Annotated in this window: 24 protein-coding genes and 1 pseudogene; 6 read left to right on the forward strand and 19 right to left on the reverse strand. The window is 70.7% G+C overall.

From position 1 onward, the window contains the following. Nucleotides 1–265 precede the first annotated feature (265 nt). On the reverse strand, nt 266–1,270 hold the full coding sequence (locus CHC08_RS03005; RefSeq protein ID WP_089205587.1) for an AAA family ATPase: 1,005 nt from the start codon (nt 1,268–1,270) through the stop codon (nt 266–268). A 125-nt stretch (nt 1,271–1,395) separates the two neighbouring features. On the opposite strand from CHC08_RS03005, the gene CHC08_RS03010 reads away from it, so the two are divergent. The 3 genes from CHC08_RS03010 to CHC08_RS03020 all read left to right on the forward strand — a co-directional run bounded on the left by CHC08_RS03010 (nt 1,396) and on the right by CHC08_RS03020 (nt 4,122). After that, on the forward strand, nt 1,396–2,154 hold the full coding sequence (locus CHC08_RS03010) for a hypothetical protein (protein WP_089205588.1): 759 nt from the start codon (nt 1,396–1,398) through the stop codon (nt 2,152–2,154). Between the two features lie 65 nt (nt 2,155–2,219). Next, nucleotides 2,220–3,230 (forward strand): DNA topoisomerase IB, encoded by a 1,011-nt coding sequence (locus CHC08_RS03015; RefSeq protein ID WP_089205589.1) that lies wholly within the window; start codon nt 2,220–2,222, stop codon nt 3,228–3,230. Between the two features lie 619 nt (nt 3,231–3,849). Further along, on the forward strand, nt 3,850–4,122 hold the full coding sequence (locus CHC08_RS03020; protein WP_089205590.1) for a WhiB family transcriptional regulator: 273 nt from the start codon (nt 3,850–3,852) through the stop codon (nt 4,120–4,122). A gap of 51 nt (nt 4,123–4,173) precedes the next feature. Here CHC08_RS03020 and CHC08_RS03025 read toward each other — a convergent pair whose 3' ends face one another. Both CHC08_RS03025 and CHC08_RS03030 read right to left on the reverse strand, forming a co-directional pair. Further along, nucleotides 4,174–4,635 carry a VOC family protein gene (locus CHC08_RS03025; RefSeq protein WP_089205591.1) on the reverse strand — a complete coding sequence of 154 codons (462 nt, stop codon included), beginning with the start codon at nt 4,633–4,635 and terminating at the stop codon, nt 4,174–4,176. Beyond that, entirely contained in the window at nt 4,632–5,219 is a 588-nt protein-coding gene (locus CHC08_RS03030) for a DinB family protein (RefSeq protein WP_089205592.1), read from the reverse strand. Before CHC08_RS03030 ends, CHC08_RS03025 begins: the two co-directional genes overlap by 4 nt. Before the next feature lie 62 nt (nt 5,220–5,281). On the opposite strand from CHC08_RS03030, the gene CHC08_RS03035 reads away from it, so the two are divergent. Further along, nucleotides 5,282–6,283: a helix-turn-helix transcriptional regulator gene (locus tag CHC08_RS03035; protein ID WP_089205593.1), complete on the forward strand. Its 1,002-nt coding sequence runs from the start codon at nt 5,282–5,284 to the stop codon at nt 6,281–6,283. Between the two features lie 137 nt (nt 6,284–6,420). Here the strand turns inward: CHC08_RS03035 and CHC08_RS03040 are convergent, their stop codons facing one another. From CHC08_RS03040 to CHC08_RS03065, 6 genes and pseudogenes are all read right to left on the reverse strand, one after another. Next, nucleotides 6,421–7,320 (reverse strand): DUF72 domain-containing protein, encoded by a 900-nt coding sequence (locus tag CHC08_RS03040; protein WP_089205594.1) that lies wholly within the window; start codon nt 7,318–7,320, stop codon nt 6,421–6,423. A 34-nt stretch (nt 7,321–7,354) separates the two neighbouring features. Next, nucleotides 7,355–8,404 carry an NAD-dependent epimerase/dehydratase family protein gene (locus tag CHC08_RS03045; RefSeq protein ID WP_089205595.1) on the reverse strand — a complete coding sequence of 350 codons (1,050 nt, stop codon included), beginning with the start codon at nt 8,402–8,404 and terminating at the stop codon, nt 7,355–7,357. A gap of 233 nt (nt 8,405–8,637) precedes the next feature. Next, nucleotides 8,638–9,405: an alpha/beta hydrolase gene (locus tag CHC08_RS03050; RefSeq protein WP_089205596.1), complete on the reverse strand. Its 768-nt coding sequence runs from the start codon at nt 9,403–9,405 to the stop codon at nt 8,638–8,640. Continuing rightward, nucleotides 9,402–9,788, reverse strand: coding sequence for a hypothetical protein (locus CHC08_RS03055; protein WP_179281855.1), 387 nt, complete (start codon nt 9,786–9,788; stop codon nt 9,402–9,404). The genes CHC08_RS03050 and CHC08_RS03055 overlap by 4 nt, the downstream gene beginning before the upstream one ends. A gap of 291 nt (nt 9,789–10,079) precedes the next feature. After that, nucleotides 10,080–11,099: pseudogene (locus CHC08_RS03060) on the reverse strand (RNA polymerase sigma factor); the annotation flags it as partial. 268 nt (nt 11,100–11,367) lie between these two features. Further along, complete coding sequence (locus CHC08_RS03065) at nt 11,368–12,177, reverse strand: DUF3152 domain-containing protein (protein ID WP_089205597.1); 810 nt, start codon at nt 12,175–12,177, stop codon at nt 11,368–11,370. 344 nt (nt 12,178–12,521) lie between these two features. Here CHC08_RS03065 and CHC08_RS52290 point away from each other — a divergent pair, with 344 nt between their 5' ends. Continuing rightward, nucleotides 12,522–12,656, forward strand: coding sequence for a hypothetical protein (locus CHC08_RS52290; RefSeq protein WP_275937144.1), 135 nt, complete (start codon nt 12,522–12,524; stop codon nt 12,654–12,656). Between the two features lie 86 nt (nt 12,657–12,742). Here CHC08_RS52290 and bdeA read toward each other — a convergent pair whose 3' ends face one another. The 10 genes from bdeA to CHC08_RS03115 form a co-directional block, all read right to left on the reverse strand. Further along, complete coding sequence (gene bdeA / locus CHC08_RS03070; protein ID WP_143653101.1) at nt 12,743–13,609, reverse strand: bis(hydroxyethyl) terephthalate hydrolase; 867 nt, start codon at nt 13,607–13,609, stop codon at nt 12,743–12,745. A 421-nt stretch (nt 13,610–14,030) separates the two neighbouring features. Next, nucleotides 14,031–16,772, reverse strand: a complete 2,742-nt coding sequence (locus CHC08_RS03075; protein ID WP_089205599.1) for a helix-turn-helix transcriptional regulator — start codon at nt 16,770–16,772, stop codon at nt 14,031–14,033. Between the two features lie 348 nt (nt 16,773–17,120). Beyond that, nucleotides 17,121–18,800 carry a phosphoenolpyruvate--protein phosphotransferase gene (ptsP, locus tag CHC08_RS03080; protein WP_089205600.1) on the reverse strand — a complete coding sequence of 560 codons (1,680 nt, stop codon included), beginning with the start codon at nt 18,798–18,800 and terminating at the stop codon, nt 17,121–17,123. Then, nucleotides 18,793–19,077, reverse strand: a complete 285-nt coding sequence (locus CHC08_RS03085) for an HPr family phosphocarrier protein (RefSeq protein WP_089205601.1) — start codon at nt 19,075–19,077, stop codon at nt 18,793–18,795. Before CHC08_RS03085 ends, ptsP begins: the two co-directional genes overlap by 8 nt. Nucleotides 19,078–19,305: 228 nt before the next feature. Further along, nucleotides 19,306–20,337: a zinc-dependent dehydrogenase gene (locus tag CHC08_RS03090; RefSeq protein WP_089205602.1), complete on the reverse strand. Its 1,032-nt coding sequence runs from the start codon at nt 20,335–20,337 to the stop codon at nt 19,306–19,308. Then, nucleotides 20,334–20,798, reverse strand: a complete 465-nt coding sequence (locus tag CHC08_RS03095) for a PTS mannitol transporter subunit IIA (protein ID WP_089205603.1) — start codon at nt 20,796–20,798, stop codon at nt 20,334–20,336. Before CHC08_RS03095 ends, CHC08_RS03090 begins: the two co-directional genes overlap by 4 nt. Continuing rightward, on the reverse strand, nt 20,791–21,099 hold the full coding sequence (locus CHC08_RS03100; protein ID WP_089205604.1) for a PTS sugar transporter subunit IIBC family protein: 309 nt from the start codon (nt 21,097–21,099) through the stop codon (nt 20,791–20,793). The genes CHC08_RS03095 and CHC08_RS03100 overlap by 8 nt, the downstream gene beginning before the upstream one ends. A 2-nt stretch (nt 21,100–21,101) precedes the next feature. After that, nucleotides 21,102–22,217, reverse strand: a complete 1,116-nt coding sequence (gene mtlA / locus CHC08_RS03105; protein ID WP_089205605.1) for a mannitol-specific PTS transporter subunit IIC — start codon at nt 22,215–22,217, stop codon at nt 21,102–21,104. 61 nt (nt 22,218–22,278) lie between these two features. Then, nucleotides 22,279–23,220, reverse strand: a complete 942-nt coding sequence (gene pfkB, locus CHC08_RS03110) for a 1-phosphofructokinase (protein ID WP_089205606.1) — start codon at nt 23,218–23,220, stop codon at nt 22,279–22,281. After that, complete coding sequence (locus CHC08_RS03115) at nt 23,217–23,978, reverse strand: DeoR/GlpR family DNA-binding transcription regulator (RefSeq protein ID WP_089205607.1); 762 nt, start codon at nt 23,976–23,978, stop codon at nt 23,217–23,219. The genes pfkB and CHC08_RS03115 overlap by 4 nt, the downstream gene beginning before the upstream one ends. A gap of 293 nt (nt 23,979–24,271) precedes the next feature. Between CHC08_RS03115 and CHC08_RS52735 the strand changes: the two genes are divergently transcribed. Next, a complete protein-coding gene (locus CHC08_RS52735; protein ID WP_089205608.1) occupies nt 24,272–26,683 on the forward strand; it encodes a GH1 family beta-glucosidase in 2,412 nt (803 codons plus the stop codon). Nucleotides 26,684–26,699 lie beyond the last annotated feature (16 nt).

Here is a 26,699-nt window from a genome sequence, read left to right on the forward strand (position 1 = left end):
CGTCCCTCATCCGCTTCGCTCCTTCGGTCCTCAGTCCAGTTCACCGGCGCCTCCTCGCGGGCTCAAGGCGTCGCTGCGCGCCGCGGCTCGGTGGCCGGCAACCGGTCTCTCATCCGCTCCGCCCTGCGCTGATGGCGACGCTGCGCGTCGCGGTTCGGACGCTCTTATCCGGCGATCTTCCCTCGTCACGCGTCCGCTCCGCTCCCGCGTTCCTCAGCCCAGTTCACCGGCGCCTCCTCGGGGTTGATCGCGTCGCTGCGCGGGCTCATCGGGGACCCTGGTTCCAGACCACCAGCGGGGGCGGTACGGCGGTCAGGATCTGCCTGATCACGTCCTCGGGCTCCACCCCGTCGGCCAGCGCGTCGAAGGTGAGCATGAGCCGGTGGGACATCACGTCCACGGCCACGTCACGCACGTCGTCGGGAAGCAGGTAGTCGCGGCCCCGCAGCAGGGCCAGGCCGCGTCCGGCGGCGACCAGGCCCAGCGTGGCGCGGGGGCTGACCCCGATCTCGATGTTCTCCTCCAGCTCGGCCAGGCCGTACTCGCCCGGGGCGCGGGTGGCCATCACCAGCCTGACGACGTAGTCGGCGACGAGCTGGTGTACGGAGACCTGGTCGGCCATCTTCTGCAGCTCCGCCAGCCGTACGGGATCGAGCACCTGCCTGGGCGTCGGGGGGGTCACGCTCATCCGGTGGAGGATCTCCAGCTCCTCGTGCGCGCTGGGGTGGACGATGCGGACCTTGAACAGGAACCGGTCGCGCTGGACCTCGGGGAGGGGGTAGACGCCCTCGGACTCGATCGGGTTCTGGGTGGCCAGCACGATGAACGGCTTGGGCAGCGGGTGGGTCTTCCCGGCCAGGGTGACCTGCCGTTCGGCCATGACCTCCAGGAGCGCGGACTGGACCTTGGCCGGGGCCCGGTTGATCTCGTCGGCGAGCAGGAAGTTGACGAACACCGGACCGAGCTCGATGTCGAAGGCCTCGCGGGAGGGGTGGTAGACGCGGGTTCCCACGATGTCGCTGGGGACGAGGTCGGGGGTGAACTGGATGCGGGCGAAGTCGCCGCCGACCACGGTGGCCAGGGTGGAGGCGGCCAGGGTCTTGGCGACGCCGGGCACACCCTCAAGCAGGCAGTGGCCCCGGGCGAGGAGTGCCACGAGCAACCGTTCCACCATGTGCTCTTGACCTACGATGACCCGCCGGACCTCGGCCAGGGCATCGCGCAACAGCGCGGTATCGATCTCGCTGGGCAGTTCTTCGGCGACGGTCATGTTGATATTCCACCAAATGAGATGCCGGGTCACACGGCAGGTCGGCTGCGTATTTCCTGACAGTACCCATGTGGGTTCTCTGTCAGTACCCCACACGGGCGCGATGTGATCGGCGGTGTGCTTTCATGGCAGACGTGGCCAGTCCGCTCCAGTACGACGACCCGCCCCACCTGGGGCCCTTCCTCATGCAGGCGCGTCTGCGGGTGGGGCCCGCGGGGCTGGTCTACCTCGGGCGGGGCGCCGACGGCCGGGCGGTCTCGGTCGCCGTGCTGACCAGGGGCGCCGCGCTCGACCCCGCCGCCCGCGACCGGTTCGTCACCGGGATCCGCGAGGCGCTGGCCAGCCGTTCCGGCGTGCGGGGGTGGATGGCCAGGGCGGCGCGGGGGCGCACCGCGGTGGCCGACGCGACTCCGCAGGTGCTGGCCATGGATGACGGAAGCGCGCCGTGGGTGGCCACGCCGTACGAGTCCGGCAGGGTGGGGGCGGAGTGGTTCCTCGAACCCGTGCTGGTGAGCGGCACCCTGATCGGGGAGGAGCACGGGCCGGATTTCGCGCCGTACTGGGTGAGTGATCGTTCGCCCGCGCTGCCTCCGCCGCCCAAGGGTGCGCCGCCGCCCACGGAGACCCAGCGGTCGGTGATCATCGCCTCGGTCGTGCTGACGGTTCTGCTGGTGTTGCTGACCGTGATGCTCTGGCTGCTGCTGCGCAGGGTCGAAGAGGTCGAGCCGCCGCCGAGGCCGTTGCCGGGGACGGTGTTCGTGCCGACCCCGCCGCCGGTCCCGACGACGACCGGGCCCGGGCGGCCCACTCCGGGCCCAGGCCGGACCGGGACCGGGACCCCCGGGCCCTCGGAGGGCGACGAGGACGAGGGCGAGCCCATTTAGGGTGACCCGCCGGCGGGTTCGGCCTTTCCTCTCATGAAGGTGTCCTCACCGGGTAGACGCGGTGTGTGAGCGAACTCCGACACAGTGACCCGGCGGAGCCGGGCATCCTGAGGCGGCGCAGGGGCAAGGGCTTCAGCTACCACCGTTCCGGCGGGGAGCAGGTCCGCGACCGCCGTACCCTCGCGAGGATCAGGGCGCTGGCGATCCCGCCCGCCTGGACCGACGTCTGGATCTGCCGGTTTCCGGACGGGCACATTCAGGCGGTCGGCACGGACACGGCGGGGCGGCGTCAGTATCGCTATCACGACGTCTGGCGCGTGGAGCAGGACCGGGTGAAGTTCGACCGGGTGCTGGAGGTGGCCGAGCGGCTGCCGGCTTTCCGGAAGCGGGTCGCCGAGGATCTGGGGCAGCGGGGGCTGACACGTGATCGGGTGCTGGCCGCCGCGGCGAGGATGCTCGACATCGGCTTCTTCCGGGTCGGAGGGGAGTCCTACGACTCCTTCGGGCTGGCCACGCTCCGGATGGAACACGTCACCTGTACGGCGGGGCGTGTCGTCTGCGGCTACCCGGCCAAGGGCGGCAAGTTCAGGGAGCTGGAGATCGTCGACGTGGACGTGTGCAAGGTGATCGCCGCCTTGCACAAGGCCGCGGACGAGGGGGAACTGCTGCGCTACAGGGACGGTTCCGGCTGGAGCGACGTGCGCAGCGACGACATCAACGCCTACCTGCGCGAGGCACTCGACGTCGAGGCGTCGGCCAAGGACTTCAGGACCTGGCATGCGACGGTGCTGGCCGCCGTGGGCCTGGCGGTCTCCTCGCGTGCCCGTTCCCGAACCGGCAGGAGGAAGGCGGTCAGCCGGGTGATCGGCGAGGTGGCCGGTTATCTGGGCAACACCCCGGCCGTCGCGCGGGCCTCCTACGTCGATCCGCGCGTCATCGAGGCCTACGAGAAAGGCCGGACCATCACGCGGGCGCTCGGCGGGCTGGGCGCCGACATCGGGTTCGGGCAGCCGGCCACGCATGGTGAGGCGGAGCGGGCGGTCATCTCCCTGCTGCGGCGTTCGTCGGCGACCTGATCTCGGGCGCGGGCGTGGGACCGCCGGGAGGGAGGGCCGCGGCCAAATCCCGGTGACCCCTTTCCGTTGCCCGGCACGCGGGGGTGGCGGTTGTTTCCGGGAATTTCCCGCTTGGGGAGATTCTTTGGCTTCCGCGCTATAAGTCGGATTTTTCCGGATATGGACCCGGCATGCCGACATGGTTTCGGCGCGCCGAAAGCGACCGCCGCAGGGAAGGAACGTCATCATGACGGACGTGTCGAGCATGGGGGCGCAGCCGGGCGACGAGCGCCCGGTGCTGACCAACCGGCAGGGGCGCCAACACCCTCGGGGCGATGGAGGATCACCCGCGGCCCCCGGGGCCGGTGGGAGATTCTCGGCGGCCGGGGTCATTGTTCGCGCCGTCGTTCGCGACACCCGGATTCGCGGGGATTCACGGCATCGGCAATGAGCGCCGTCCCCGTTAATGCGCCGCGGTTGGGGTGATCGGGCGACACCCAGGATCCCCTTTTCTCGTAAAACCCCAGGTCAAGGCCGTACGATTTTTCATCCGAAAAGGTATATATGGGATTATAGTGGGCACCCGATCAAGAAGCTGAGCTGCCAACCGTGAATCGCCGCCACTTCCACTTGGATCGCCATGTATGTCCAGAATAATGTGATTGCATTCGCCCACTGGTCCCGCCGTTCTTCGTGCCTTGGCGAGGATCCCGAACTCTTCTTCCCCGTCTCCTCCGAGGGGCCCGGCCAGGTGCAGTACGAGCGCGCCAAAGCCGTCTGCCGTCGCTGCCCCGTACGCGGGCGCTGCCTGGAGTACGCCCTGAGCACCCAGCAGATGTACGGCGTGTGGGGAGGTACCACCCCGGAGGAGCGCAGAGCGACCATGTCGCAGATGAGGCGTGGGGTCAGGTAGCGGAATCAGGTGACCACGGGATGCGGCTTCCGCGACGACGGCCGAGCTACGTCAGTCCAGGCAGAACTCGTTGCCCTCGGGGTCGGTCATCACGATGAAGCCGGCGCTCAGCGGGGGCTCCGGCTCGTCGCGGCGCACCCGCTTCGCTCCCAGCGCGACGAGCCGGTCGCACTCGGCCTCCAGCGCCGCCATCCGCTCCTCTCCCCGCAGTCCGGGAGCCGCACGGACGTCGAGGTGGACGCGGTTCTTGGCGACCTTGTCCTCCGGCACCCGCTGGAAGAACAGCCGGGGGCCGTGCCCTTCCGGATCCTCGATGGCCGATCTCGTGTTGCGCTGCTCCTCCGGTACGCCGACCCGCGCGAGGAAGTCGTCCCACGCGGCCAGCGGGTCGGCACCCTCGGGCAGGTCGACTCCGGGCGGGCCGGGGTGGACGTAGCCCAGGACGTCGCGCCAGAAGGACGACAGCGCCTTCGGGTCGTGGGCGTCGAAGGTGACCTGAATGTGGCGGCTCATCGGGTTGCTCCGTTCGTCGTGGATCTTGTGTGCAGGTAGAGGTCGCGCAGCAGGCAGACCTCGGACAGATGATGGATCAGCTCACGGTGGATGTGCAGCACCAGATCGGCCATGGACGCCTCGGGGTAGGGCTCCTTCGCGCCGACCGGGACCCGTAGCCCGGCCTCGCCGAGGTCGCGCACCCCGGCCAGCCAGACGTCGAGCTGGGTCTCGAGCTGGTCGAGCGCGGTGGCCGCGCTGCCGGCGTACTCCCAGGTCTCGTACGACGCCGCAGGGGCGCCGAAGTGCGCCGCGTTGCGCGCGGCGAGCACGCCGACGATGACGTGACCGAGCTGCCAGGCGATCGTGGTGAAGGCCGCGGGGACCGGCTCGGGGAAGGCGTAGTCCACCGTGAAGTCCCCGGCGCCGACCTGCACGGGCGCCGTCGAGCTGCCGCGCGGCCGTACGCTCCAGGCGTCCGGCACCGGCGACCAGAAGTATTCGTCGTCGGTGAGGCCGTCGAGCCGGGCTCGGAGCTGATGGTTCCAGTGAAATTCCCACTGCTCGCGCAGCGTCCGGTTCCAGTTGAGTTCGTCTGCGTCCATGGGGCCACCCTGGCACCCCTAGCGGACAGGATCGGTCCGCTATCTCTGGCAGGGTGGGCGACATGGATGTGGCAAGCGGTGAGGAGCGGGGGACGACGGAGCGGGTGCTCACCCTGCTCGGGCTGCTGCAGCAGCGCCGGGTCTGGACCGGGCCCGAGCTCGCCGACCGGCTCGGGGTCACGCCGCGCACGGTACGGCGTGACGTCGAACGGCTGCGCACGCTCGGCTATCCGGTGCATGCCGTCCAGGGCGTCGGCGGCGGCTACCAGCTCGGCCCGGGGCAGGATCTGCCGCCGCTGCTGCTCGACGACGAGGAGGCGATCGCCACCGCGGTCTCGCTGCTCGCCGGAGCGGGGGGTGCGGTCGCCGGCGCCGGCGACGCCGCCCTGCGGGCGCTGACCAAGCTCGACCGGGTGCTGCCCACCCGGCTGCGGCACGAGGTGCGCGCGCTCTCCGCCTCGGTGGAGTCCTTCGGCGGAGGCGGCCGTACGCCGGTCGACCCCAAGGTGCTCATGACGCTGGCCAGGGCCTGCCGCGACGAGGTGGAGGCCGGCTTCGCCTACCCGTCCGGGAGCGAGGTGCGAGGGCGGCGGGTCGAGCCCTACCGCCTGGTCGCCTCCGACCGGCGCTGGTACCTCCTCGCCTACGACCTCGATCGCGACGACTGGCGCAGCTTCCGCGTCGACCGGATGACCGACGTGTCCGCACGGACCAGGCGCTTTCGCCCGCGCGCGGCGCCCGACGCGGCGGCGTACGTGCAGGAGGGGGTGGCGAGCCGGGTCTACCCGCACCGGGCGCGCTTCCTCGTGCACGCGTCGGCCGACACGGTGCGCGCGCAGCTTCCGGCGTCGGCGGCCGTCGTGCGGCGGCGGGGGAGCGAGCTCTGCGAGGTGCTCAGCGGCGCCGGCAGCCTCGACTTCGTGCTCATGCACGTGCTCCTGCTGGGGCACGACTTCGAGGTGCTCGACCCTCCGGAGCTCGCAGGGCGCTGTCGCGCGCTGGCGGAGAGGCTGCTGTCGGCCGGTGCGGGGATCTCACCGGTGCCGGACGCGGAGGAGTCATGAGCCGTGACCACGCCGGCGCGCCGGGCACGAGCTCACGGCCCCCATGAGCCGCGACCGCGCCGGCACCCCGCGTACGAGCCCACGGCCGGACCCGCGTACGAGCCCCCGGCTGAACCCCGGGCCGGGGGCCCCGGGGTTCAGCCGGGATCCCGCTCCCCGTCGAGTTCGTCGACGAGGGTGAGGAACCGGGCGGCGTTGCGCTGGGAGGAGTCCTCGCAGCAGTTGTTGAAGAGCACGTGGACGACCTTGGCGTCCTCCGCGAGCCGGTGGACGGCGACCGCCCACCGTTTGAGCTCCGCCTCCGAGTACAGGTAGGCGAAGCGTTCCTCGATCTTCTTGCTGGTCCACCGGTCGGAGTGCCCGTGGAACCGTACCACGACGAGGTCGGAGGTGGCGGCCAGGATCGGCGGGATCGACGACGGATGCCCCTGCGGCATGTCGACGCAGACGTAGGCGATGTCGTTCGCGGCGAGGAACCCGAGGGTTTCCTCGCGGTTCTCCTCCTCCATCCAGGTGCGGTTGCGGAACTCGACGCTGATGCGCATCGGCCGGCAGCGCCGCGCGCACTCCAGGATGTAACGCCTGCGGCCCTCTCCGATCGGGAACCACGGCGGAAACTGGAAGAGCACGGCTCCCAGCTTTCCCGCCTCGTGCAGCGGCATGAGGGCGCTGAGGAACCGTTGCCAGACCTCCTCGACGATCTCCGGGTCCACGTCGTCGAGGTAGAGGTTCCGCTTCGACGTGCCGAGTTTTTCCCGCAGATCCTTGTAGAGGGACTCGGGCCGGGTGGGGTGGCCGGTCAGCAGGGAGAAGGCCTTGACGTCGAAGGTGAAGTCTGTCGGGGTGCGGTCCCGCCAGGCTTCCGCGGTGCGCTGCGCCGGAGGGTGGTAGTAGGTGGCGTCCACCTCCACGAGTGGAAACCGCGACGCGTAGTAGGCCAGGCGTTTCGCCGGGGTGGAGGCGTCGTCGGGATACCAGCCCGACTCCAGCAGCGACCTGTCCGTCCAGGAGGCCGTACCAACAAGGATCTTCCTCATACGAGGTTGCTTCCCGGTGACACGGCTTCTATCTTCACGGTCGCTTTCCGACCCCGCTCGCTATCTCACGGATCCGCGCGGGACCGCCGGTGTCGGGCGAGAGCGGCGGGGTCTCCATCCCCTCGGCGGTGCGCAGACCTTCGAACAGCTCTTTCATCGCGTCGAGGGAGGAGTGGCGCGGCTGCCAGCCCAGTTCGGTGTGGGCACGGCCGATATCCATGATCGGCATTCTGAGCACCAGGTCGACCAGGTCCGGTGACGCGGGGACCAGGCGCATGCGCCAGGCGGCGGCGACGGTGCTCCTGAGCGTCCAGCCGGAGACGGGCATCAGCCGGGTGTCGAGCAGATCGGCCAGCACGGATGGGGTGATCACCGGGTCGGCGGCGATGTTGAAGGCGCCCGACACCGGCCGGGTGAGCGCCAGCCGGTAGGCCTCGGCGACGTCGTCGGTGTGGACCGCCTGGAACTCGAGACCAGGGGTGTCGGGAACAAAGGGGATCATGCCCGGCCGTATCATCCGCTGGGGCACCAGCGGCCCTCCGAACAGCCGCCGCTGCCCGATCGCCGCCTCCCGCTTGAAGATGAAGCCCGGCCGCAGTCGCACCACCCTGGTGGCCGGGTGGTCCCGCTCGAACACGTCGAGCACACGCTCGACATAGGCCTTCTCCCGGCCGTAGGAGGCACCCGGCCAGCCGTGGGTGGGCCAGTCCTCGGTGACCGGCTGGTCCTTGGGCCCTGAGGAGTAGGCGCCCACCGAGGAGGCGTGGATCAGGACGGAGACCCGTGCCCGCGCCGCGGCCTCGAAGACCCGCGTGCTGCCGATGACATTGCCCCGCCAGGTCGTCACCGGGTTGCGAGTGGGCTGGAACAGCCACGCCAGATGGATGACCGCGTCGGCCCCGTCGAAGTACGGAGCCAGGTCCCCGGTGGCGACCTCCACGGCGTGCCAGGCGGTCTTCTCCGGATGCCAGTCCGGCAGCCTGCGGGCCAGGCCCACGACGGAGGTGACATGTGGGTCGGCCGCGAGGGCGGACACCACGCTCGTGCCCACGTTCCCGGTGGCACCGACGACTACTACGCGCATGTTTATCGGGTGCCCCTCGGGCGGTGGCCGAACCGTGGTCGGCCATGGCTTTGCCCTACGGTGGGACCGGGAAGGCCTGATGGGCCCACGTCGGCCAGGATCGGCCACCGGCCAGGTCCGGGCAGGTCCCCGGCCTCGACCAGGGTGGGCGGCGGTGAGGCCGGACAGGCTCCGACCTCGATTGGGGGCGGGCACCGGGCAGGCCCCCGACCTCGGCCGGAGCGGGCGGCAGGTCAGGCCGGGCAGTGCGTCCGCAGCCAGGCGATGCCGTGGTCGGCGACCTCCTCGATGTGCCCCTCCATGCTGTGATCGGCGCCATGGATGATCAGCAGACGCGACTCGGGGGAGAGGTATCTCATCCCGCAGGCCGCGTGCTCGGCGAGCAGGAGCTCCTCGCGGTCGTGCGGCGCGTCGCCGTACATCAGCAGGACGGGCAGTTTGACCGCGGAGAGGATCTCCCGCGTGTCGACGGTCGCGAAGTCGTCGAGACTCTGCTGGGTGAGCAGGTGGAAGGCGCGGGGGCCGGTGGCCGGGCTGCGCCCGCGGCCGCGGGTGCGGATGCCCGTCAGGACGTCGGCGGGCAGATGCTCGGACCAGTCGTAGTAGACCGGCGCGGTGCGCGCGCCGGTCAGGACCATCGCCGACACCCTCGGGTCGCGGGCGCGCAGGGAGACGGACCCGCCCTTGCTGTGGCCGTGCAGGGCGACGCGCTGGTAGCCCCAGGCCTCCACCTGGTCGAGTACGGCGCGCAGGTCGCCGGTCCTCCGCTCGTCGGTGATCGGCGCGTTGCCGCTGGCGCCGTTGCCGGAGAAGTCGAACCTGAGCGTGGAGTAGCCGGCCTCCACGTAACGGGCGGCGAGCCGGTCGAACCGGCCGAGCGCGTGCTTGTCGGACAGGAACCCGTGGGCGAACACGACGACCGCCTCGGGGTTGGCGCCTTCGCGGATCGCGGCCAGCCGTACTCCGTGGGCGCCGGTCAGCGCGACCTCCTGGACGTTCATCGCAGGCCGTGCGGGGCGGACGACTGCTCGCCGGTGACGGCCGCCGCGGCTGCCGGCTGGTCACGCCGGTCGAGCGCCTGGGCCCATTTCACGGCGACGGCCGCCACCTGGATCAGCTCGGTCCGCAGGGCGCCGGGATCGTCCTCGGCGAAGGCCTCGAGCACCTCTTCGAGCAGGATGTGCCGCCAGGTCAGCAGGCCCTCCCGCGCCGCCTCGGAGACATCCTTCTTGGCCTGGTCCGCGGCTTCCGTACGCTCTGGCCCGGTGCCGTCGGCAATATCCTGGATACCCCACATGGCGTCCTGGGCCGCCCGTTCGGCGGTGACGTCGGCGAGCACCTTCGCCAGCGAGCCGGGGACCCCGTAGTCACCGTTGGACACCATCAGAAGAGATCCTTCCCTCGATCGCACAAGCCTTACGCTAGCTCGAATGACCGGTGGATGGATCAAGGAACTCATATGACCGGCATCATCACGGTGACATGATTTTCCGGCTCGCGCGACCCCCGACACTCGGCCGGGGGCGTCGGACGGGTTGAGATACCAGACCGGATGGTTCGCCGAGCCCCATTGGAGGCCACCAGCGGTTGATCTCCTCTCCGACGTGGACGTCGGAGGTTCTTCCCGTCGCACCAGGCGCGGGGGTTCGCGCTTCACAGCCCGCCTGGGTCAGATCTAGGTCAGGTAGTCGCGCAGCGCCCGGGACCGCGACGGATGGCGCAGCTTGCCCATGGTCTTGGTCTCGATCTGCCGGATGCGCTCGCGGGTCACCCCGTAGACCTTGCCGATCTCGTCGAGCGTCTTGGGCTCGCCGTCGGCCAGGCCGAACCGCAGCGCCATCACCCCCGCCTCGCGCTCCGACAGGGCGTCCAGCACCGAGTGCAGCTGCTCCTGCAGCAGCATGAACGTCACCGCGTCATCGGGGGTGACGGCCTCGGAGTCCTCGATGAGGTCGCCGAACTCGCTGTCGCCCTCGGTGCCGAGCGGGGAGTGCAGGGAGATCGGCTCGCGACCGTACTTCTGGATCTCGGCGACCCTCTGCGGGGTCATCTCCAGCTCGGCGGCCAGCTCGTCCGGGGTGGGGTCGCGGCCGAGGTCGGCCAGCATCTGCCGCTGGACACGGGCCAGCTTGTTGATCACTTCGACCATGTGGACCGGGATGCGGATGGTCCGCGCCTGGTCGGCCATGGCCCGGGTGATCGCCTGCCGGATCCACCAGGTGGCGTAGGTGGAGAACTTGAAACCCTTGGTGTAGTCGAACTTCTCGACCGCGCGGATCAGGCCCAGGTTGCCCTCCTGGATCAGGTCCAAAAAGAGCATGCCGCGGCCGGTGTAGCGCTTGGCCAGCGAGACCACGAGGCGGAGGTTGGCCTCCAGCAGGTGGTTCTTGGCCCGGCGGCCGTCCTCGGCGATCCACTCCAGCTCGGCGCGGACGTCGACCGGAAGCGTCTCACCATCGGTGCCGAGCTGTTCGGTGGCGAACAGACCGGCCTCGATGCGCTTGGCGAGCTCGACCTCCTGATGGGCGGTGAGCAGCGGAACCTTGCCGATCTGCTTGAGGTAGTCCTTGACCGGGTCGGAGGTCGCCCCTACGGCGGCGGCCAGCTTTTCGGGGGCGTCGTCGTCCTCCCCGCCGGCGGCGAGGATCACATCATCGTTCTCAGTGGTCGTGGTCATCGCAGCGCTCACACCTTCCCGGGGCCCGAAGCGGGGTAGACCTGTGCCGATCACACGGTACGTCCCGCGCCGCTGTGCTGCGGCCACAAGCAATCCGGCAACGCTACCTCAAAGAAGCAGGCGAACAGCCGGATCGCCTTCCCCGGGCGCCCTGAAGCGGTCTGCGACATCCCCCGTACCGGGCGCCGAACAGCCTGCGCCATCCTACCCGGCGCTTTCGGGATTCGGAAAAAAAGTGTCATGATATTTGATCTGGCTATTGCCCGGCACCACCTCCGGTGCTTCTTCAGCGCCGGGGCGACGGCCAGGGGTTGGGGCGGCAGCCGTACAGGGACTTGGTCTGCTGGACCATGACGGGGGCCGGTTTGCCGGGCTCAGGGCAGCTCACGTGGCCGTGGCCGAGACCGTGGCCGACCTCGTGGTTGATGACGTACTCGCGGTAGGTGGCCACATCGCGTCCGTAGCCCTTCGCCCCCGCGTTCCAGCGCTCCGCGTTGACGACCGCCCGCTCCCCGTTCCAGCAGGACAGCTCGCCGAAGGTCACCAGCGGCCGGCACTGCCGGTTCGTCATCGTGGGGCTGGACAGCGACACCCGGATCTCCACCGGGCCGTGCGCCACCCGCTGGAATCGGAATCCCCAGCTACGCCGGTCATTGAGGATGCGGTGCACGTCGTCGGCGAACTCGTTCGCGTCGAACGGCAGCCCGCGTTCGACCTCCACCAGGTAACGGATCACCCGGCCCTTGCCCCCCTTGGGGGGCGACGCCTCACCGGGAACGACGGTGTAGCGGCCGTCGGCCGACTTCGGCACCTTCACCTTCAGCGGCTGCCGGCGCCCGTTGGCGAAGAGGGTCGGCTCGGGCTTCTTCGTGCCGGGCGCCGCAGTGGAGTTCGGGGGAGCGGTCGGTTCCGGCGGGGGAGTGGGCGTCACCGAGACCTCGGGCAGGGCGGCGACGGGCGGTGCGGGCTTGTCGGGAACCGGTTCAAAGTGACCGCTCAGTAACGCGCCGCCGCCGACCACGAGTGTGACCGAGATGCTGACGGCGAGAAGCCAAAAAAAAGACTTACGGTCGTAACTTTGTACGTTCCAGAGCATAGGCCGCAAACCTTACTACCCTGTCATTACCCAGTCACCATGGATGGTCAATTTAGGATAAAGATAGAGAAAACCAATCGTATGACAGCGCAGTGGTAGCACGTCACCGGCGGGCCTGCGGGCGGTGACGACACCTCACCGGGTCACCTCTTCGCGTGTGCTGTACGGGAAGGGACGGGTCCGCGTTCGGAGTCATGGCCCTTCACCGATCCCCTGCTCAGGGGTTTCCTCGCGGCCCTCGCGGTTCCGTGCTGAACAGCGACTGAGGGAGGCGTCATGACCACGGAGGAATTCGCGGACCGCCTGCTGAAATCCGCGCTGGGAACCATCGAGATCCTTTCGAGATGAACCGGCCCTGGTTCGAGCGCGCGCTCCCGGACACTCCGCGCCGCTACGCCGTCGAGGCCGGATTCCGCGAGGTCGAGGTGCTGCCCATCGCCGACTTCGGGTTCTGGCGCTTCTACCGGCCGCTGCGGTGAACGCCGATGGCGGCCGCGCGCCGCGGCCGCCATCGGGAGCAGATCCTGACGTCGTCCCCGCCGTGGCGGGGCGACGGACGCAGGTCCTACGCGTGGGGACAGGTGTCCAGGTAGTCGGAGATGGTGGTGCTGTTGGGGGGTGAGGGGCACAGGAACTGGTCGTAGCGGGTGTCGTTGTCGATGAAGCGCTTCAGCCACGAGATGCTGTACTTGGCGATCGTGGTGTTGGACGAGTTGGGCGCGAAGTGGCTGGCGCCGTTGAGCTCGAGGTAGGCCTTCTCCGACGATGCCGGGATGCTGTTGTAGAACGGCTTGGAGTGCGAGGACACCGGGGCGACCGAGTCGTTCTCGGCGCCGACGACCAGCGTCGGGACCCGTATGCCCGACCAGCTCTTCGTGGTGTGCCACCCGGTGAGCGGGATGGCCGCCTGCAGCGACGGCCGGCTGTTCGCCGCCGACAGCGTGCCGCCGCCTCCCATCGAGTGGCCCATCACGCCGAGCCGGGTGGCGTCGATCCGGCTGGCGGCCGAACTGTCCTCGACCAGGTAGTCCAGCGCCGCCAGCAGCTGGCGGCCCCGGCTGGCCGGCTGGTCGGAGGTCGTGTTGGTGTCGATGTTGAAGACGACGAAGCCGTGGGAGGCGACCCGCTCGGCCAGCCAGGCCATGCTGGACTTGGTGGCGGTGAATCCAGGGGCGATGGCGACCGCGCCGAACGTTCCCTGGGCCGTGCTGGTCGGGTAGTAGATCGTCCCTCCGCCGAAGCCGCTCACGAGGAGCGAGGAGACGTTGGTGCTGGAGGTCGCGAACGCGCCCCTGACGGCTTCGACGCTGGAGCTCGTGGGGGCCGGGCCGCGCTCGTAGGGGTTGGCGGCGGCCTGAACCACGGGAGTGGGGTTGGCGACGGCCTGCGCCGCGGGAGCGATGGCGCCGCTGCCACCGATCAGAGCCAGCATGAGGGTCAGCTTGGCTGCGGTCCTCGCACGGTGGGCCGGCCGGGAGGCGATCCTGCTGCGGCCGGACGTCGGGTGGTGCGAGCCGTGGGGGGTGATGTTCTCTGACTGCACGTCGTTGTACTCCCTGTTCGGAGGAGAGGAACCACATCGACAGCCGTCCGGGTCGCCGACCGGCCGATACGGGGGGTGTATGCGGTGGCCGGTGATTTCTCTGACTGTCGGCAGTCGTAATTGTTAGATCACCGGGTCATCGGCGCATCGGTGAAATCACCCGTTTCTCATCATTTGGACCGAAGCTCATGCCTCCGCCGATGCCCGCGCCTCCACGGAGGGGACGCGATCCACCTGCCCCGCACCGCGTCAGACGCTCCGCGAGACGGCGCGTGAGCGACATGGAGAGCCTCCGGCGCCTTAGAGGGGGTCAGGAGAGCAGCCGGACCAGCTCCACCCGGGAGCGGATGTCGAGCTTGGTGAAGATGTTTCTGAGGTGGTGCTCGACGGTGCGCGGGCTCAGGAAGAGCCGGGCCGCCACCTCGCGGTTGGTGGCGCCCTCGGCGACGATCCGGGCGATCTGGAACTGCTGCGCGGTCAGCTTCTCGGCGGCCTTGGGCCGGGGGGACCGTACGGCCTCGCCCGCCCCCCGGAGCTCGGTGCGCGTCTGCTCGACCCAGAGCCGCGCGCCGAACCGCTCGAACGTCTCCAGCGCGCTGTGCAGGTGCTCCCTGGCCGCCCCGGGCCGTCTGTTCCTGCGCAGCGCGCTGCCGAACAGCAGCTGGGTCCGGGCCGTCTCGAACTCGGAGAACCCCTGGTGGTGCAGGTCGAGCGCACTCCTGAAGAGATCCTCGGCGTCGTCCGGAGCGGCCAGGAGCGCGTGGCAGCGCGCCGCCAGCGCCAGGCGGTCGGGACTGCGAGTGCTTCCCACCCAGCGGTCGAGCACCCGCAGGGCTGCCTCGGCCTGCTTGCGGCCGCCCGTCCGCACGGCGGCCTCCACAAAATGAGGGGTCGCTATGACCCGCACCACGAGATGGCCGTTGGTCCCGTCGATCCTGGCCGTCGCCCGCAGCCGCTTCGCCGCGTCGGCGTGGCGTCCCGCGGCGAGGTCGAGGTGGGCCATCGCCCAGTTGCTCAGCGCTCCGGCGATGCCCAGGTCGTGGGCGCCCGCGAGCTCGATGGCGCTTCCGGCCCTGATCCTGCACGTCTCCTCGTCGCCTTCCACGGCCGCGGTCATCGCGAGCCAGGCGAGGTGCTGAGCGGCGCTGTTGAGCTGGCCCGACTCCTGGGCCAGCCGGAGCCCCTCGATCGCGTTGGCGGTGACCGAGCCGTAGCGGCCCATCCAGACCTCGGCCTGGATGACGAAGTCCAGCACCTGCGGCAACATGGAGACGGCGCCCTGGACGCGTGCGGTCTCCACGGCCCGGCTGGACAGCCTCAGTGCCTGGGCGTCGTCGCCGAGCAGCAGGCTGGCCGCGCCCGCCCATGCCAGCACCGACGGGCTGTGCACCGAGTCGGCGAGCTCCACGACCCGGCGCAGCGGATCGGCCGCCTCCCGGTGCCGGCCGCGGAAGGTCGCCGCCGTACCGGCCAGATACTCGAACATCAGCTGGGTGGCCGCGGGGTCGTCCGGGCGGCGCAGCGCGGCGGCCCGCTGGGCCGTGGCCAGGAACCGGTGGTTGTCCCCTGCCAGATAGCTGGCCTCGCTCGCCCGGATGAGCGCGCGGACGGCCTGCCCGCGATCGTGGCCGAGCAGCCACTCGGCCGCGGCCAGCAGCTCGTCCCTGGCGCTGCCGGTCTTGCCGCTGCGCAGCTCCAGGCTGCCGTGGATCAGCTCGGCCTGGCCCCGTACCTCCTCGGAGATCGTCAGGGAGTGCAGGCGGGTGAGCAGCGACCTGGCGCGCTGCGGCAGGCCGGCCTGCCAGGCCCGGTTGGCGGCGGCGGCCAGGCGCGCGGCCTTGACGTCGCCGTGAGCGGTGAGCTCGGCCGCCCGCTCGAAGGCCAGGAAGGGCGCGGGATGGCCGCCGTGGGAGCTCGCCGCCGCGGCGGCCGCGGCCAGCTCGTCGGCCAGCCGCTCGCCGGAGCCGTCCAGCGCCGCGGCCCGGTGCCAGGCCCGCCGGAGCCGCTGGTGGTCGTGTTCGAGGGCGCCGGCGAGCAGGCGGTGTGCCGCACGTCTGCGAGCGGGGGACGCGCCGGCGTAGACCACCGGCCTCATCGCCCGTTCGCGGAACTCGTAGCGGTCACCGGCGATGCGGACGATCACCCCGGCCCGCTCGGCCGGTTCGAGCACGCTCAGCGCGCACTCCGGCTCGGTGGCCCTGACCAGGGTGAGCATGTCCAGGTCCGGGTCGGCCGCCAGCAGCAGGAGCATGTGCGCGGTGTCGCCGGGCAGCAGGGCCAGCCGCCGGGCGTACGCGCGCCACAGCCGCCCGCCCTGCGGCAGCGTCTCCGGCGGGGCGGCGGCGCCGGTCAGCTGCTCCGGGCTCAGCGAGCCGATCAGCTCGGCGATGGCGAGGGGGTTGCCGCAGGCGATCTCCAGCAGCGGCGTCCGCAGGTCCTCGGTGAGCCCCGGCGGCGCCAGGTCGTCGGTCAGCCGGCGGCACGCCTCGTCGTTGAGATTTCTCAGCGAGAGTGCCGGTATGTCGCAGGGAGCGGCGTCGTCGTCGGCGGTGAACAGCAGCGCGATCGACTCCCCGGCCAGTCGCCGGGCCGTGAAGAAGAGCGACTCGCGGCTGGGCGCGTCGAGGTGGTGGACGTCGTCAACGCAGACCAGCACCGGCCGGCCGACGGCCACCAGGAGGTTGAGGACCGCGGCGGGCAACGCCAGCCCGCCGTCGGCCGCGCCCAGCTCGAGCGCCTCCGCGAGCACCGAGGCCTGTGCCGGGGGCAGCGCGGGCAGCCGGTCCATGACCGGCCGGAGCAGTCCGTGCAGTCCGGCGCACGGCAGGCGCGCCTCCCACTCGGTGCCGCGTGTCCTGAGCACGACGAAGTCGTCCGCGTGCTCCATCGCGAAGTCGAGCAGCGCGGTCTTGCCCGTTCCCGGAGCGCCGGAGAGGAGCGTCGCGCCGCCGTGTCCGGTGCGGGCGTCGTCGAGGAGACGTAGCAGTGCGTCCTGCTCCGCGTCACGGCCGTGCAGCGCCGGTGAGCGGGTGACGGGGGAGGCGGAGGGCATGCATTAGTGATACGCGGACATGTCGCGACTGAAAAGAGCAGATTACGGGCCTATCGGCGGCGGTTCCGTCGTCCCGCGCCGATGCCCGGCGGATCACCCGCGGACCGGTGATTTCACCGATGCGCGGCGCCGTCCTCCCGAGAGAGACTGTCCTGCCCGTGTGGGGCGCTGGGCCGGGGCCGGTCGCGGACGCTCGCCGCTTTACGGAGAGTGCCCATGGCCGGCCCCGCGTCCGGACGGCTCACACCCGCCGGCCGGTGATGGTCGCCCGGGGGCCTCGTCAATCGGGCGGGGCCGGCTTCCGCGCCTGTACCGGCGCGTCCTATGGGATGGTCGCCAGGGGCTCTGTCAATCGGGCAGGACCAGCTTTCGCGCCTGTAGCGGGTCGTCGGCGCCCAGAGCCACGCGGGCATTGTCACGGCACCGCGCCAGGGAGTGGGCGGCGAGGCTGTCTCGCACCGGGGCGATGCTCGGCGCGGACATCGACAGGCTGGTCACCCCGAGCCCCACCAGAACGGTGGCCAGGAGAGGATCGGCCGCCGCCTCGCCGCACACGCCGACGGGCTTGCCCGCCGCCTGCCCGGCAGCGGCGCAGTCCGCGATCAGCTGGAGCAGCGCCGCCTGCCAGGGGTCGAGCAGGTCGGCGAGCTCGCCGTGCTGGCGGTCGGAGGCGAAGGTGTACTGGCTGAGGTCGTTGGTGCCGATGCTCAGGAAGTCGAGCTCGTTCAGCAGGCGCCCGGCGCGCAGGGCGGCGGCCGGAACCTCCACCATCGCCCCGACGTGCGTGATCCCCCGGGCGCGGGCCCGGCCGGCGAAGTCCGCAGCCTCGCTCACCGTGGTCACCATGGGCGCCATGACCCACGGCTGGGCGCCGGCCGCGCGAGCCGCCTCGGCGATGGCGTCGAGCTGTGTGTCGAGCACCTCGGGCCGGACCCGGGACACTCGCAGCCCCCGTATGCCGAGGGCCGGATTGGGCTCCTCGGGCAGGCCGAGGAAGGGCAGCGGTTTGTCCGTTCCCGCGTCGAGGGTACGGATCACGACGTGTCCGCCCGGCGCGGCCCGGAAGACGGCCTCGTAGGCGGCGACCTGCTCCTCGTAGCCAGGTGCCTCCCTGCGGTCCAGGAAGAGGAACTCCGTCCGGAAGAGCCCGACCCCCTCCGCGTCCACGCCCGCAGGACCCTCGCCGGACGGTGATCCGGTCACGGCGGGCCCGAGGTCGTCGACGGAGCCGATGTTGAGCAGCAGCTTGACCGGGTGGTCGTCGGAGGTCCGGCCCGGGCCACGGCTCGTGGCGGAACGCCGGCGGTCGGCGGACGCCTGCCGCTGGATCTCCGCCGCGGCCTCCTCGCCGATCCCGGTCTCCACCTCGCCTCTGGCGCCGTCGACCGACACCCACGTCCCGTCGCCGACGCCGATCACTCCCCGGCAGGCGACCACGGCGGGCAGGCCGCGGGCGCGGGCGAGGATCGCGGTGTGGCTGGTCGGGCCGCCCTTCTCGGTGAGAAGGGCCAGGACGACGGAGGGGTCGAGGTTGACGGTGTCGGCGGGGGCGAGATCGTCGGCCACCAGGATGAACGGGTGCCCGGGATCGGGGACGCCCGGCATGGGAAGGCCCAGCACCACGGCGACCGCCCGGTTGCGGATGTCGTCGAGGTCGGCGGCGCGCTCGGCGAAGTAGCCGCCCGCCTCCAGCAGCGCCCGCCGATGATGGGCGCAGGCGGCGTCGATCGCGTGCGCGGCGTCCATCCCCGCCCCGATGTTCTCCTCGACGGACTCGTGCAGGCCGGGGTCGTCGGCGATGAAGGATTGCGCCTCCAGGATCTCCCTGGAAGTGGTGTCGGGTGCCTTCTCCGCCCGCGCCGCCAGCTCGGCGGCCGTCGCCCGCAGGGCGCTCAGCGCCTCGCTCAGCGCCGGCTCGGCGTCGACGGCCTGCGCGGGAGCCGGCAGCAGCGGCGGCCCGGCCATCCGGTAGACCCGCCCGGCGGCGCGGCCCGGGCTGACGCCCAGGCCGCGTAACGTCTCAGCCATCGACGGTTTCCTCGGCGTCCAGGTCGCGGGAGAGCAGCTCGGCGAGGGCGGCCAGCGCCTCGTCGGCGCCCGGCCCCTCCGCGTTGAGCGTGACCTCGGTGCCCCGCACGGCGCCCAGCGCCAGTACGGCGAGCATGCTGTTGGCCGGCACGGACTTGCCGTCCCCGACACGGATGCGGATCGGGATCCCCTGCTTGGCCGCGGCCTGCACGAAGATCTTCGCGGGCCGGGCGTGAAGGCCCGAGCTCGAGGCGATGACCACTGTCCTCTCCGGCATCTCCGGTTCTCCTTCTGAGAGTTCTGGCGAGCATGACGATTTTTCGAAAGGCACAGGGGATCTGTGAGTCTCCGCGGATCCTCCGGAGTCCGTGGGTCCCAGGAGCCCCTGAGGATTCCGTCTGTTCCAGATGTCCAGATGTCCAGATGCCCTGGTGCGTCCGGGGATCCCGGAGGTCCCGCCGGCCCTGCGACCGGCGGGAATCCTCGGGGCGTCTCCGCGAGCGGCTCAGGGTTCGACGGTGACCTTGATCGCCTCGCCCCTGCTGACGATGTCGAGCCCCTCCAGGACCTCCGAGAGCGGGATCCGGTGGGTGATCAGGTCGGAGACCGGGACCGCACCGTCGGCGATGAGCCGCAGGGCCTGGGCGTTGTGCGCCGGGCTCGACCCGTTGGCGCCGACGATGGTCAGCTCCCGGTAGTGGACCAGGTTGGAGTCGCAGTTGATGATCGGGTTGTCCTTGGGCAGACCGCCGAAGAAGCTGATCCGTCCCTGGCGAGCCGCCATCTGCAGCGCCTGCTCCTGGGCGGCGCCGGAGGCGGCGGCCGTGATGACCACGTCGGCGCCCCTGCCCTCGGTCAGCTTGAGGATCTGCTCGACGACGTCCTCACCGTGCACGGCGGCGTCCGGCCTGACCAGTCCGGCGGCCATCTCCAGCCGCTCGGCGTTGATGTCGACCAGGAAGACGCGTGCCGCGCCCCGCGAACGCGCCAGCCGCACGTGAAGGCAGCCGATCGGGCCCGAACCCATGATCACCACATCGTCGCCCTCGCCGACGCGCGCCAGCTCCTGACCGTTGAGCACGCACGCGAGAGGCTCGGCGACCGACGCCTCGGCGAAGCCGACCCCGTCGGGGATGCGGTTGAGCCCGTCCACCGCCAGGACCTTGGCCGGGACGACCATGTACTCGGCGAAACCGCCGTCGTAGTGGTATCCCATCGACTCCTGGTTCGGGCAGACGGTCATCCTGCCCCGCAGGCACTCGGCGCATTTCCCGCAGGGGATGGCCGCGATCACCTGCACCCGGTCGCCCGGCGCCCAGCCGTCGACGTCGACGGCCTCGACCACCTCACCGGCGATCTCGTGTCCCATGACACGGGGCGGCCTGATGTGATGGTGGCCGTGCTTGAGGATCTTGACGTCGGTGCCGCAGGTCGAGCAGTTGCGGACGCGGATCTTGACTTCACCCGGCCCGGCGATGGGTTCGGCCGCCTCCTCGACGCGGATGTCGCCGGGGGCGTGGAAACGGGCCACCTTCACTGTGATTCGTCCTCTTCGTTTATGTTGGATTGCAGCAGCCGGACCACCTCGGCGACCTCTGTCGCCTCGCGAAGGGCCTGCGCCTGGTCGGGTTCCATGAGGATTTCGGCGAGCTGGGCGAGCAGTGCCACGTGGCCGTTGCCCCGGGCGGCGATGCCGATGCACACCGTCACCCGGTCGCCGTCCCAGTCGACGCCGGCGGGGAAGCGCACGACGCTGATGGCGTCGTGCCGTACCGCCTCCTTGGCGGCCAGGGTGCCGTGCGGGATGGCGACGCCCTCGCCCACGTAAGTCGAGATCGAACGCTCGCGTTCGATCATGGTGTCGATGTAGGCCTCCTCCACCGCGCCGACGGCGAGCAGGGCCTCACCGCACTGCCGGATCGCGTCGTCGCGGCCGCCTGCCGAGGCGTTCAGCCGGATGGCACGCGGATCGAGAGGGAGCGGCGCCGTCTCAGGCATCGACGGTCCCGCCGTTTTTGATCGTGTTGACCAGCTTGGTCACCGCCGGATCCCCGATGAAGAGCTGGAAGGAGATCAGCACCTTGTCCGGGGCGGTCACCTTCGCACGGGCGGCCAGTCCGGCGTGGCAGACCACCACGTCGGCGTCGGCCGGGATCGAGTTGACCGGCGTGTGTTCCACCTGGATCTGCTGGCCCTTGAGCTGCTTGCGGAGCTGGCTGGCGAGCATCACGCTGCTGCCCATGCCCGCGTCGCAGGCCACGATGATCTTGTGAATGTCCTTGCTGTCGATGCTGGCCATGATCAGGCCTCCTTGACGACGGATGAGGTTTCCGGTTCGGTGCTGGTCTCGCCAGTCTCCTCGGTCTCGTCGTCGGCGCCCCGGCCGAAGCCCAGGAGCGCGGAGGCGACGGCGAAGGAGACGACCGTGGCGGCGAGGATGCCGGCGAGGACGCCGAACCAGCCGCCCTTGGGGGTCACCGCGATATAGGCGAAGATGCTGCCCGGCGACGGCGTGGCCACCAGTCCGGCGCCGGTCACGATGAAGACGAGGACACCCGCGGCACCGCCTGCGATCACGGCGAGGATCAGCCGGGGCTTCATGAGCACGTACGGGAAGTAGATCTCGTGGATGCCGCCGAGGAAGTGGATGATGATCGCGGCGGGGGTGCTGGGGCGCAGCAGGCGAGGTCCGAAGAACATGAAGGCCAGGAGCAGGCCCAGACCGGGGCCGGGGTTCGACTCCAGCATGAACAGGACCGACTTGCCCTGCTTCACGGCCTCGGCCACACCGAGTGGTCCGAGCACGCCGTGGTTGATGGCGTTGTTGAGGAACAGCACCTTGGCGGGCTCGATCAGGATCGAGGCCAGCGGCAGCAGGTTGTGGCCCACCAGCCAGGCGACCACGTCGCCGGCCCAGTCGGTGACGACCTCGACCACCGGGCCGATGGCCTTGAGTCCCACCAGCGCCATGCCGCCGCCGACGATGCCGGCGGTGAAGTTGTCCACCAGCATCTCGAAGCCGGCCCTGGTGCGGTCCTGGATGAAGCCGTCGACCAGCTTGAGGATGTAGGCCGCGAGCGGCCCGATGATCATCGCGCCGAGGAACATCGGGATGTCGGCCCCGACGACGACGCCCATGGTGGCCACGGCGCCGACCACGGCACCGCGCTGGCCGTGGACCATGCGCCCGCCGGTGTAGCCGATCAGGATGGGCAGCAGCGTTTTGATGATGGGGTCGACCAGCTTGGCGAAGTCCTCGTTGGGCAGCCAGCCGGTGGGGATGAAGAGAGCGGTGATCAGTCCCCAGGCGATGAACGCGCCGATGTTGGGCATGATCATTCCGGCGAGGTGACCGCCGAACCGCTGGATGGTCGCTCGTGCCCCGGTGCCTTGGACTGTGGGGGTGTATTCGGTCATGGATGCTGCTCCTTCCGGGGTGGCCGGCGCAGCGCCGGCCTGGGTGATGAAAGCGCCACTGTCAGCCCCCGGACCGCAGTGACAATGTTGGATCGGCCCTGGTCACACGGACGTGGTTGCGCCGGATGTCACCCGGCGAGGGCATTCGGCTGCCGGGCAGGCCTACTGCCGCGGTGGCCCAGGCCAGCGCCTCGACCAGCGCGGCCTCCCCCCGGGCCCCGGCGGCGAGGAACCCGGCGAGCATGGCGTCACCGGCTCCCACGGTGCTGCGGGGCTCGGCCACCGGGCCCTCGCCGTACCAGATCTGGTCGTCCTGGAGCAGGACGGCGCCGTCGGCGCCGAGACTGGCCAGTACGGTGCTCGCGCCCCGCGCCCGCAGGATCTCCGCGGCCTCGATCGCGTCGCCCAGCGACACGATGGTCAGGCCGGTCGCCTCGCTGAGCTCCTCCCTGTTCGGTTTGACCAGGGCGGGGGTCTCGGCCACCGCGGCCAGCAGGGCGGGCCCGCTGGTGTCGATCGCGACGTTGATCCCCGCGCCGCTGAAGCGGCGGCACAGGCCGGCGTAGACGTCCAGGGGGACCCCGGGCGGGAGGCTGCCCGAGGCGACCACCCAGTCCGCCGAGGTCGCGGCGCTGAGGACGGCCTCGGCGACGGTGTCGAGCTCTTCCGCGGACAGGGCGGTGCCGGGCTCGTTGATTTTGGTGACCGTGCCGTCGGGCTCGGCCAGGGTGACGTTGGACCGGGTGGGTCCGGCGACCGGGACGGTGATCATGTCGATGCCCTCCGCCTGGAGCAGGCTCACCAGCCGCCGCCCCTCGTCGCCGCCGAAGGGGACGACCGCACACGAGCGGACCTGGTTGGCCAGCAGCGCGCGGGAGACGTTCACACCCTTGCCGCCCGGGTCGAGATGGGCGGCCGCGGCGCGGATGACGGCGCCGCGGGTCAGCGATCCGATCTCTATCGTGCGGTCCAGGCTGGGGTTGAGGGTCAGCGTGACGATCATGCGCGCACCACCTCGGGCCCCGCCGCGGCGATCTCGGTCGCGAGCGCGGAGTCGAGGCCCGTGTCGGTGATCACCACGTCGATCTCCGCCACCGTGGCGAAGCGCGCCAGATAGGTGTTGGTGAACTTCGTGTGGTCGGCGAGCAGCACGCTGCGCTCCGCCGCGCCGATCATCGCCCGCTTGATCGCGGCCTCGGCCGGATCCGGCGTTGTCAGCCCCTTGTCCACCGAGCACCCGTTGGCGGCCATGAAGGCGACGTCGACGTGCAGGTCGGAGAGGGGCCGCAGGGCCCAGTCGTCGACCGTGGCCAGCGTCCGCCCGCGCACCCTCCCGCCCAGCATGATCACGTTCAGGTTGGCGCGCGCGGCCAGCACGGTCGCCAGGGGAGGGGAGTTCACGATGACGGTCAGCTCCCGGTCGATCGGCAGCGCCTGCGCCAGCCTGCCGGTCGTCGACCCGGCGTCGATGATGATCGCGCCGTCCTCCGGGAGCTCCGCGAGCGCGGCTTTGGCGATGCGCTCCTTCTCCGCCGTCAGCACCTCGTCGCGGGTGGCCAGTTCGGGCTCGAACCCCAGCCGCTCGACCGGGATCGCCCCGCCGTGCACGCGCCGCAACACCCCCAGGCGCTCCAGCGCGGTCAGGTCGCGGCGGATCGTCTCGGTGGTGACCTCGAACTCCTCCGCCAGCGTCGGCACATCCACTCGCCCGACGGACCGTGCGCGACGCAGGATCTCCTGTTGCCGCTCCTCGGCGTACATGCTGTTGATTCACCGCCGTTTCAGTGTTGTTTCATCTGTATTTACACCCGTATATGTTGGATCGTCAACGGTCCGGTCCCTATCCGTTCGGTCACGGCTGGATACCGGTATCCAGCCGTGACCTGGAAGGATCCGGAGCCGGAGAAACAACCGGAGAGCAAAAGGGGATACGAAGATCACCCCTTATCCCCTCGACGCCGGGCGACGGCTGCCCGATGATGGAGTGTTTCGACCGGAACGGCGGCGCTGCCGCACGTTCCGGGACACCGTGAGAACAGACGGGGGCGGCAAGGATGACTGCGACCACCATCGCGACACAGGGCCAGAACCTGGCCTTTCCCGATGGCTTCGTCTGGGGGGCCGCCACCGCCGCCTACCAGATCGAAGGAGCCGTGCACGAGGACGGCCGCGGCCCGTCGATCTGGGACACGTTCTCCCACGCGCCGGGCATGGTCGCCGACGGCCACACCGGTGACACGGCCTCCGACCACTATCACCGCTACAAGGACGACGTCCGCCTGATGCGCGAGCTCGGCCTGCGCGCCTACCGGTTCTCGGTCGCGTGGCCGCGCATCCAGCCGAGCGGCTCAGGCCCCGCCAACGCGGCCGGCCTGGACTTCTACGAGCGGCTCGTGGACGAACTGCTCGCGGCCGACGTCTCGCCGTACGTGACGCTCTACCACTGGGACCTTCCCCAGGTACTGGAGGACCTCGGCGGCTGGACCAACCGGGACACCGCCTACCGGTTCGCCGACTACGCGCACGCCGTGCACGAGCGGCTCGGCGACCGGGTCGGCACGTGGATGACCGTCAACGAACCCTGGGTGGCGGCCTTCCTCGGATACGGCATCGGCGTGCACGCCCCGGGCCGCGCCTCCCCGGAGGACGCCTTCCGGGCCTCCCACCACCTGCTGCTCGCCCACGGGCTGAGCGCCCGGGCGCTGCGCGAGGCGGGCGCCCGGGAGATCGCCCTCACGCTGAACCTCGCCCCCGTGGTGACACCCGGCCAGCTGAACGACCCCGAGCTCGTACTGTCCGCCGAGGACGCCGAGGCGGTGAACCGGGTCGACTGCCTGCTCAACCGGCAGTTCCTCGACCCCGCCCTGCGCGGGAGCTATCCCGACCCGGTGCTGGCGATCGTGGATCGCATCGCCGGTCTGGGCCACATCCACGACGGCGACCTCGACGCCATCAGCCAGCCGATCGACCTGCTCGGGATCAACTACTACACCCCCTGCGTCGTACAGTCCGGGCCGGGCGAACCGTCCAACCCCGTCTACCCCGGGACCGAGGACATCCTGTTCAGCGGCGCCTATGCCCCGACGACCGCCATGGGCTGGCCGATCGTCCCGACCGGCCTCTCCCAGCTGCTCGAACGGCTCACGCGGGACTACCCCGAGGTCGGCCTGCTCGTCACCGAGAACGGAGCCGCGTTCGACGACGTGGTGACGGGCGAGCGCGTGCACGACGCCGACAGGACCGCCTTCCTCGAAAGCCACCTGCGGGCCGCGCACGCCGCCATCGAAACCGGTACGGACCTCCGCGGATACCTCGTCTGGTCGCTGCTGGACAACTTCGAGTGGGCGGAGGGCTACCACCGGCGCTTCGGGATCGTGCACGTCGACTTCGACACCCAGCGACGACTGCCCAAGGACAGCGCGTTATGGTATCGCGACGTGATCGAGCAGAACGGCCTGCGGAGAGAACGCGCCAAGCGCCCCACCCTCGAGGCCGTCGCCGCCCGTGCCGGAGTGTCGAGGTCGACCGTCTCCCGAGTGATCAACGGAGAGGGCACCGTCAGCGACGAGTTCCGCGCCATCGTCATGAACGCCGTCAACGAGCTCGGCTACGTCCCCAACTCGGCGGCCCGCAGTCTGGTGACCCAGCGCACGGACTCTATCGCACTGATCATCTCCGACCCCGCCGCCAGGGCGTACGGCGACGACCCGCTGTTCTCGACGATGGTCCGGTCGGCGGGCCGCGCGCTGGAGGAAGCGGGCAAACACGTCACCCTCATGCTCACGGGCTCGGCCACAAGCCGGCTCCGGGTGGAGCAGTACGTCGCCGCCGGGCACGTGGACGGCGTCATCCTCGTCTCGGCGCACGGCGCCGACCCCCTGCCGGGCGCGCTGGCCCGGATGGGCGTCCCGGTCGTGTCGCTGGGCAGGTCCTCGGTCTCGGCGGCCCTGCCGTACGTCGACGTCGACAACGTGGGCGGGGCCACGGCGGCGGTCACGCACCTGCTCCACCGGGGGCGGCGGAGGATCGCCACGATCTGCGGACCCGTGGACATGGTCGCCGCGCAGGACCGGCTCACGGGATACCGGGAGGCCCTGCGCGGCACCGGGCACCGCTCGATCGTCGCCATCGGGGATCTCACCCGTGCGTCGGGCGCGGACGCGATGCGCCTGCTGCTGCGGGACGACCCGGCCCTGGACGCGGTCTTCGTGGCGGACGACCTGATGGCGATCGGCGCCCTGCACGCACTGCACGAGGCCGGGCGGCGCGTGCCGGAGGACGTCGCGGTCGTGGGCTTCGACGACCTCGAAGCGGTCTCCTACACCATGCCGCCGCTCACCACCGTGCGCACCCTCCGGGCGGACCAGGCGACGGCGGCGGTGCGCCTGCTCCTACGCCAGATCGCCGGCGGCCCCGCCTCCTCGACGATCCTCCCCACGGAGCTGATCATCCGGAAGTCCACCTAGCGCACCTCCGCACGGG

The sequence above is a fragment of the Streptosporangium subroseum genome (assembly GCF_900188345.1).
GTDB lineage: Bacteria > Actinomycetota > Actinomycetes > Streptosporangiales > Streptosporangiaceae > Streptosporangium > Streptosporangium subroseum.

Bases quoted from the DNA above. Each gene is read 5' to 3' on its own strand.
- CHC08_RS52735 (WP_089205608.1), top strand. From the start codon at position 24,272: ATGACTGCGACCACCATCGCGACACAGGGCCAGAACCTGGCCTTTCCC.
- CHC08_RS03065 (WP_089205597.1), bottom strand. From the start codon at position 12,177: ATGCTCTGGAACGTACAAAGTTACGACCGTAAGTCTTTTTTTTGGCTT.
- CHC08_RS03045 (WP_089205595.1), bottom strand. From the start codon at position 8,404: ATGCGCGTAGTAGTCGTCGGTGCCACCGGGAACGTGGGCACGAGCGTG.
- mtlA (WP_089205605.1), bottom strand. From the start codon at position 22,217: ATGACCGAATACACCCCCACAGTCCAAGGCACCGGGGCACGAGCGACC.
- bdeA (WP_143653101.1), bottom strand. From the start codon at position 13,609: ATGCTGGCTCTGATCGGTGGCAGCGGCGCCATCGCTCCCGCGGCGCAG.
- CHC08_RS03100 (WP_089205604.1), bottom strand. From the start codon at position 21,099: ATGGCCAGCATCGACAGCAAGGACATTCACAAGATCATCGTGGCCTGC.
- CHC08_RS03010 (WP_089205588.1), top strand. From the start codon at position 1,396: ATGGCAGACGTGGCCAGTCCGCTCCAGTACGACGACCCGCCCCACCTG.
- ptsP (WP_089205600.1), bottom strand. From the start codon at position 18,800: ATGGCTGAGACGTTACGCGGCCTGGGCGTCAGCCCGGGCCGCGCCGCC.
- CHC08_RS03085 (WP_089205601.1), bottom strand. From the start codon at position 19,077: ATGCCGGAGAGGACAGTGGTCATCGCCTCGAGCTCGGGCCTTCACGCC.
- CHC08_RS03050 (WP_089205596.1), bottom strand. From the start codon at position 9,405: ATGAACGTCCAGGAGGTCGCGCTGACCGGCGCCCACGGAGTACGGCTG.
- CHC08_RS03035 (WP_089205593.1), top strand. From the start codon at position 5,282: ATGGATGTGGCAAGCGGTGAGGAGCGGGGGACGACGGAGCGGGTGCTC.
- CHC08_RS03115 (WP_089205607.1), bottom strand. From the start codon at position 23,978: ATGTACGCCGAGGAGCGGCAACAGGAGATCCTGCGTCGCGCACGGTCC.
- CHC08_RS03055 (WP_179281855.1), bottom strand. From the start codon at position 9,788: ATGGTGTCCAACGGTGACTACGGGGTCCCCGGCTCGCTGGCGAAGGTG.
- CHC08_RS03040 (WP_089205594.1), bottom strand. From the start codon at position 7,320: ATGAGGAAGATCCTTGTTGGTACGGCCTCCTGGACGGACAGGTCGCTG.
- CHC08_RS03020 (WP_089205590.1), top strand. From the start codon at position 3,850: ATGTATGTCCAGAATAATGTGATTGCATTCGCCCACTGGTCCCGCCGT.
- CHC08_RS03095 (WP_089205603.1), bottom strand. From the start codon at position 20,798: ATGCCTGAGACGGCGCCGCTCCCTCTCGATCCGCGTGCCATCCGGCTG.
- CHC08_RS52290 (WP_275937144.1), top strand. From the start codon at position 12,522: ATGAACCGGCCCTGGTTCGAGCGCGCGCTCCCGGACACTCCGCGCCGC.
- CHC08_RS03075 (WP_089205599.1), bottom strand. From the start codon at position 16,772: ATGCCCTCCGCCTCCCCCGTCACCCGCTCACCGGCGCTGCACGGCCGT.
- CHC08_RS03025 (WP_089205591.1), bottom strand. From the start codon at position 4,635: ATGAGCCGCCACATTCAGGTCACCTTCGACGCCCACGACCCGAAGGCG.
- CHC08_RS03030 (WP_089205592.1), bottom strand. From the start codon at position 5,219: ATGGACGCAGACGAACTCAACTGGAACCGGACGCTGCGCGAGCAGTGG.
- pfkB (WP_089205606.1), bottom strand. From the start codon at position 23,220: ATGATCGTCACGCTGACCCTCAACCCCAGCCTGGACCGCACGATAGAG.
- CHC08_RS03005 (WP_089205587.1), bottom strand. From the start codon at position 1,270: ATGACCGTCGCCGAAGAACTGCCCAGCGAGATCGATACCGCGCTGTTG.